This window comes from Pelotomaculum sp. PtaB.Bin117, from assembly GCF_002067195.1.
GTDB classification, from domain to species: domain Bacteria; phylum Bacillota; class Desulfotomaculia; order Desulfotomaculales; family Pelotomaculaceae; genus Pelotomaculum_D; species Pelotomaculum_D terephthalicicum.
Genome location: NZ_MVQM01000154.1, coordinates 1 through 6,339 on the forward strand (window position 1 = coordinate 1; position 6,339 = coordinate 6,339).

At 46.4% G+C, this 6,339-nt stretch carries 7 protein-coding genes; 4 read left to right on the forward strand and 3 right to left on the reverse strand.

The genetic code is table 11. From position 1 onward, the window contains the following. The first annotated feature begins 22 nt into the window (after nt 1-22). Entirely contained in the window at nt 23-298 is a 276-nt protein-coding gene (locus A4E54_RS11465; protein ID WP_240084884.1) for a YqhV family protein, read from the forward strand. Between the two features lie 19 nt (nt 299-317). Here the strand turns inward: A4E54_RS11465 and A4E54_RS11470 are convergent, their stop codons facing one another. Next, on the reverse strand, nt 318-950 hold the full coding sequence (locus A4E54_RS11470) for an alpha/beta hydrolase (protein WP_286726185.1): 633 nt from the start codon (nt 948-950) through the stop codon (nt 318-320). Between the two features lie 304 nt (nt 951-1,254). Here A4E54_RS11470 and A4E54_RS11475 point away from each other — a divergent pair, with 304 nt between their 5' ends. The 3 genes from A4E54_RS11475 to A4E54_RS11485 all read left to right on the forward strand — a co-directional run bounded on the left by A4E54_RS11475 (nt 1,255) and on the right by A4E54_RS11485 (nt 4,786). Beyond that, nucleotides 1,255-2,493 (forward strand): IS110 family RNA-guided transposase, encoded by a 1,239-nt coding sequence (locus A4E54_RS11475; RefSeq protein ID WP_240084870.1) that lies wholly within the window; start codon nt 1,255-1,257, stop codon nt 2,491-2,493. Between the two features lie 262 nt (nt 2,494-2,755). After that, the gene (locus tag A4E54_RS11480; RefSeq protein WP_286726186.1) at nt 2,756-3,541 is read left to right on the forward strand and encodes an alpha/beta hydrolase; all 786 of its coding nucleotides are present in this window, start codon (nt 2,756-2,758) and stop codon (nt 3,539-3,541) included. Between the two features lie 57 nt (nt 3,542-3,598). After that, the gene (locus A4E54_RS11485; RefSeq protein WP_286726187.1) at nt 3,599-4,786 is read left to right on the forward strand and encodes an SAM-dependent methyltransferase; all 1,188 of its coding nucleotides are present in this window, start codon (nt 3,599-3,601) and stop codon (nt 4,784-4,786) included. Here A4E54_RS11485 and cysE read toward each other — a convergent pair. Continuing rightward, the gene (gene cysE, locus A4E54_RS11490) at nt 4,783-5,442 is read right to left on the reverse strand and encodes a serine O-acetyltransferase (protein WP_240084867.1); all 660 of its coding nucleotides are present in this window, start codon (nt 5,440-5,442) and stop codon (nt 4,783-4,785) included. The two genes, A4E54_RS11485 and cysE, sit on opposite strands and share 4 nt — an antisense overlap. A 147-nt stretch (nt 5,443-5,589) precedes the next feature. Beyond that, a complete protein-coding gene (locus tag A4E54_RS11495; protein ID WP_286726188.1) occupies nt 5,590-6,045 on the reverse strand; it encodes an RrF2 family transcriptional regulator in 456 nt (151 codons plus the stop codon). Nucleotides 6,046-6,339 lie beyond the last annotated feature (294 nt).

The following is a 6,339-nucleotide window of genomic DNA, read 5'->3' on the forward strand; positions in this document are numbered from 1 at the left end:
CACTACGGTGGAGGTGAAGATACTGTTTTTTATCACGGATAAAATCGTTTTCGGCATGGCGGGCATCAGGGTGCTGTCCGCCACTATCGAATTTACGGCGGCCATGCTCATGCTGAAGTACGGGCAGGTGGAAACCGCATTTAAAATTAATGCCGCGCTGGCACTGGTGGGTCCCACGGTGTTAATCGCCGTAACCAGCCTTGGCTTGATCGGCCTCGCCGGAAAAATATCTCCGGCCGGCATGGCAACAGTCATACTCGGGGTATTCTTGATTTTTATCGGGATCAATAAGATCTAAAAAGCCGCCGTCAGTCGGCTCAGCCCAGCGCGTTGACAAAAAATTCCGCCACCAGAACTGCTATTTTCTCCTCATCACCCCACCAAAAATGGTCAACGCCGGGAATCACCTCAACGGTCTTTGGCTCGCTCATTTTAGCGGCTTCCTGCAAAACCAGGTTAGGAGAAACAACATCGTCTTCCGAGCCGCAGATAATTAATTTCGGCTTCACGCAGTCAGTCAGAACACCCGGCGGAATAACCGGAGACACACCGGCGATTGCTTTGATTGCGTCGCTGCCGCCGCCCACCGGCAAAGCTATTTTTCCACCAAATGAGTAACCCATGATGCCGACCCGGCCGGAGTCGATTTCTTCTTGTTGAACAAGAAAAGACAACGCAGACCGGGCATCGTCCTGCTCCGGTACGCCTCCGCCAAAAAACCCCTGGCTCCGGCCGACACCGCGGGAATTGTAGCGCATGCCGGCGATTCCCTTCTCGGTAAGCGCCCAACTAACCGCCATGATTATATTATTGCTCATGTCGCCACCGTAACGCGGGTCGGGATGGCAAAGCACCACCCCCGGACATGGGCCGCCACTTATGTCCGGCATATCCAGACAGGCTTCCAGTAGCAAGCCGTTATTATCCAATGTCGTTTTTATTTTTCTCATTGTTATCAATCATTCCTTTCGCTTCGCTCAAGGCACAAAACGGGATGAAACCGTTGCCCTTGAGCTTTTTCTATTTTAAAACTATCTTGTTGGGATTACAGGCAACTACAAATCACGGGGAGGTGAGTGCGCTGCTCCTTTGGAAGTAGACCGCATTGTTATATGTGTAGATTGCCTTACCGAGCACAAATAAGTGTGACGCAAGAGCACGTAGACTTATCTTTGTATAAACAACTCGTTTATTGCTGGGCAGTCAGTCAATGCCTGTTTTTCTCAATAATCTATTTTGAAGAAGGGAGATTTAATGTTAAAAATCATTTATCCCATTTGTTGCGGCATTGATGTTCACAAGAGGTTTCTTGTTGCCTGCATTGCCACTACCAACAACCAAGGAGTTACCACTTACAAATCCAGCCGCTTTTCCACCTATACCAATGATCTGCGAAGAATCTCAGCGTGGCTTACGTCCAATTCCTGCACCCAGGTTTGCATGGAGTCTACTGGCAAGTATTGGATCCCTGTCTATAACATTTTAGAACCCACCTGTAAAATAACCTTAGCCCATCCCAAGTATGTCAAAGCCATTCGCGGTAAAAAGACAGATAAAAAAGATGCTAAATGGATTGCGGACTTGTTCAAGCACGATCTGGTTGCCGGAAGTTTTATGCCGTCTCTTCTTATTCGTCAATTGCGTGACTTGATGCGTTACCGTTTTAAGCTTACAAACTTTAAGTCCAGCGAGAAAAACCGGATTCAAAATTGTCTTACTGTATCAAATATTCAGCTCGCCAACGTGGTATCTGATACTTTCGGTAAGAGTTCAATGAACATTATTGACTACTTGCTTGAAAATCCTGATGACAAGGATTTCGATTTTATTCCGCTTCTTCATGGCTCTATGATGCATAAAGCAGATAATATCCGGCTTGCCCTCGACGGGATCATTACTCCTGAACAACGCCAAAAAATGAATATTATCCTGAAGCATTATGACGAATTGGAAAAGTGCAAGTCCAATCTTGAATCCTTGATTCTTTCGCTGGCGGAGCCTTTTGCTAAGGAACTATCTTTGGTGTTGACTGTTCCAGGTATCAAGAATCTTTTCTCTGCTATCGGAATTATTTCAGAGATCGGCGTTGATATGTCTGTGTTCCCGACAGCCAAACACTTATGTTCCTGGGCAGGTGTGACTCCTCAAAACGACGAGAGTGCCGGCAAGAAACATTCTGTCCGTATTTCCCGTGCCGGTGTTTACATCAAACCACTTTTGGTACAGTGCGCCAACGCTGTTGTTAAAAGTGATAAACACCCTGAAATCAAAGGTCGCTATTTATCCATCAAGAAACGACGTGGTCATAAGCGTGCTATTATAGCAGTCGCCCGTATGCTGCTTACCGCCATATACCATATACTGAAAAATGGTGAACCTTACAATCCAGTGCTTTACAAAAGAGTGGAAGTCATGCCCCGGACCCGCCGGATCACTGTAGAGCAAGCCGTTATATTGGCTCAAAGACACGGATATTCTGTAATTACAGTTTAATTCCTTTCTTTAATCTCTTTATTTACTTTTTCAAAGACCGTCTTCTGGATGGTTTGTTTACTATACTCTTTTTTAATCTGTACTAACATAGCTCATCGTTTCAGACTTTTCATCTCCTTAACCGGTATTGCTTAATGAATATTATACCAACATCGTGAAAAATTGGCTATTCATTCGATTAGCCCTTGAATTCCTCGTTATATTTTAGTACTATGAATTTAATAATACCAGTATAAATTAACATTATTGGGAGTTGGGAAATATGCCGGATTACACAGTGATTGATTTGCCTCCGATATTAAATTTAATTTTCTATCCGCGTAAAGATTTTAGCCCGTGCCCGGAAAACGCTTTTGATCTGGACGTGCTTGTGGATAAAGATATTTCCGTATCAATCCGCTTTTACACCGGCGGCGTCAACCAGCCCTGGATTTTATACTTTCACGGCAACGGGGAAGTGGTCAGCGACTACGACGAAATCGCGCCTGCGTACAACGATCTAGGGCTGAACATAGTAGTGGCGGACTACCGCGGATATGGCGCCAGCGGAGGCACCCCTTCTTTTACCAACGCATGCAATGACGCTAAATCCATATTTAAAGCTGTCACAAGCGAACTGTCCAACCGTGGCTTTCAGCAAGAATTATGGATTATGGGCAGGTCTTTAGGCAGCATTTCCGCCCTGGAGCTGGCTAACGAATACCCCGGTTTAATCAAGGGTATGATTGTCGAAAGCGGTTTCGCCAACGTGGTCAAAGTCATGAAACACCTTGACCATTTCCCCAGGGAAGTTACCCTGCACCAGCTTGATCAGGAATGCCTGGACTTGGTTAAAAACATTTCCATACCCGTTCTGGTCATCCATGGGCAGGACGACTGCATTGTTCCATATGAAGAAGCCCTAGACTTATACGAAAACTTAGGAACAGCCCGCAAGAAGCTGGTTACCATCCCTAACGCGGGCCATAACGACATAATGTACGTGGGCTTAAGGCAATATTTTGAGGCAATTCAAAATTTTATCCTCACTCCTTCAAAGGATACATAAAGGTTATAAACAGCGGAGAACCTAAAACTGTTACAGACAACGGAAGGTGACAGTTTCATGCTAAAGCGATTGCTCCAAAATTTATTTAACCAGGTTAAATGCGGCGCTTTTGAAGTATCCTATTGGGACGGCACGACTGAACAATACGGCGGCGATACTCCTCCGGTTAAAGTGATTTTTCACGAAAAAATACCGTACAAGCAAATACTCAAAGACCCGGTATTAGCGTTTGGCGAGGCTTACATGGACGGTTTGATTGATATTACCGGTGAACTGGACGATATCATCAAGCTAGTCAGCTCCAGTATGAAGTTAAATGAAAAAAACCGGGGCCGGCGTCTCCTGGCCAAAATTTTTTCACACCGCCCGCATTCTACATCTTTACGCGAACAGAAGGAAAACATTCAACATCATTACGATTTGGGCAATGACTTTTTCTCCCTCTGGCTGGACGAGACCATGAGTTATTCCTGCGCTTATTTCCAAAAAGCCGAAGACTCCCTGACCCAAGCCCAAATTCAAAAGATTGACCACGTGCTGAAAAAGCTGCAGTTGCGCCCCGGGGAAATTCTTCTTGACATCGGCAGCGGCTGGGGATGGCTGATTCTCCGCGCCGCCCAGGTTTACGGGGCAAAAGCGGTAGGAATTACTCTGAGCCGTGAACAGCATCAGGAAACCCAGCGCCGTATCGCGGAACTGGGTCTAAAAGATCAGGTGGAAGTTGAGTTGATGGATTACCGGCAACTGGCGGGCAAAGGGCTCGTTTTCGATAAAATCGCCAGCATTGGGATGTTCGAACATGTTGGCCGGGCCAACTATCCCCAGTTCATGATGACATTGAAAAAGCTCCTGAAGGAGGGCGGCTTAGCCTTACTTCATACCATTACGCATACCAAGGAAGGGCCGGTGAACGGCTGGATAAAAAAACATATTTTCCCCGGGGGTTATATCCCGTCTTTGCGCGAAGTGATCTGGCTGCTGCCCGACTATGATTTTCATGTTTTAGATATAGAAAGTTTGCGGATGCACTACGCCATGACCCTGGAGCGCTGGGCGGAAGGATTTGAAAAACATACCGGTAAAATACGGGAAATGTACGATGAGCGTTTTGTCCGGATGTGGCGCCTGTACCTGCGTTCCTGCGCCGCTTCTTTCCGGGTCAGCGGCCTGGATATTCACCAGATTCTAATCTCCAATGGGTTAAATAACAACCTGCCCCTGACCCGGGAGTATTTATACAATTAATGCTTGTTCTCCAGCATTCTAACTCGTTCTTCAAGCAACTCAATATTCGCCTGCATATTCGACATCATTTCCGCTACCGGGTCGGGAAGCAGATCGTGCCGCAAATCAATATCAGCTTCATCTGTTAGCGCCAATTTCTGGCCGTTCCGGGCGACAACTTTGCCGGGCACACCCACCACCGTGCTGTTCGGCGGAACAGCTCTTAAAACAACCGAGCCGGCCCCAATCCTGGAGTTTTCTCCTACGGTAAACGAACCGAGCACCTTGGCCCCGGTACTAATCACGACATTATCACCAATGGTGGGGTGTCTCTTTTCCTTTTCTTTACCGGTACCACCCAGGGTTACCCCCTGATAAATAGTCACATTTTTACCTATCTCGGCAGTCTCACCGATCACAACTCCCCCTCCGTGGTCGATAAACAAACCTTCGCCAATTTTCGCTCCGGGGTGAATTTCGATAGCGGTCAGAAAACGGGAAAACTGAGATATCAACCTGGCCGTTAAATACCAACCACGCCTGTAAAAAAAATGCGCCACCCGGTGCATGACCACAGCGTGAAAGCCCGGGTAACAAAGAATTACCTCAAGCGCAGACTTGGCTGCGGGGTCGCGCCTCATAATACTTAATATATATTTTTTAAGTCCGCTGAGCATAACAGTATCCTCTCTATACATAATTTAATCAATTGCTTTACTGGTAATAGAACCACTATTAAACCTTTTTATACTTACTTAATTTTTATACTTATTTACACCGGCATCCGATTATTCCATTTGAAATAATATCACTAAAATATAGTACTAAATATAGTACATACTTGCTTCCCGCGACAGACGTATCTTCTCAGCTTCCATGCACAGGTCTTCCAACGTGGTGCTGTCCAGCACATGCGCTATGGATTCCCTGATTCTTTCCCATATTATTCTTGTCGCACAGGTTTCGGCGCGCATACATGATTCCGGATCGTCTTCGCTAACACAACCAGTCGGCCCCAGAGGCCCTTCCAGGCATCTAATTACTTCACCAACGGTAATCCTAGAGGGCTCCCGGGTGAGTAGATAACCACCCTGGGCGCCCCGTACGCTCCGAACCAGTCCCCCCTTGCGCAGGAAGGTTACCAACTGCTCCAAATAACCCTCGGATATTTCCTCCCTTTCCGCTACCCGGATGAGGGGAATAGGTTCGTTGGGGGCATAATTTTGTGCCAGATCCACCATCGCGCGCAAACCATACCGCGCTCGTGTCGAAAACTTCAAGGTCTCTGTATTCCCCTTTCTCAGAATGTTTATTATTTATCTAAACATACTATTATTACTATACTATATTCTCCATTTTATTTCTACTCTTTTTTCAGGGGGTCAGGCTTTACTTTGTGACTTTCTATAAGTCACAAAGTAAAGCCTGACCCCCTCTAACAGAACAGGATAAAGGGCAGACAATCACGATTCCACTTTGGAATCTGTCTACCCTTTACCCGAGGTGTACTGCAACTCAGTACATCCCTCCTTTATTCCCCCCGCGTTTCGGTCCGGTCGATATAACTATCTTCC

Excerpts from the sequence above, each read along its gene's own strand:
- A4E54_RS11470 (WP_286726185.1), bottom strand. The coding sequence starts at position 950 with ATGAGAAAAATAAAAACGACATTGGATAATAACGGCTTGCTACTGGAA.
- A4E54_RS11485 (WP_286726187.1), top strand. The coding sequence starts at position 3,599 with ATGCTAAAGCGATTGCTCCAAAATTTATTTAACCAGGTTAAATGCGGC.
- A4E54_RS11480 (WP_286726186.1), top strand. The coding sequence starts at position 2,756 with ATGCCGGATTACACAGTGATTGATTTGCCTCCGATATTAAATTTAATT.
- A4E54_RS11475 (WP_240084870.1), top strand. The coding sequence starts at position 1,255 with ATGTTAAAAATCATTTATCCCATTTGTTGCGGCATTGATGTTCACAAG.
- cysE (WP_240084867.1), bottom strand. The coding sequence starts at position 5,442 with ATGCTCAGCGGACTTAAAAAATATATATTAAGTATTATGAGGCGCGAC.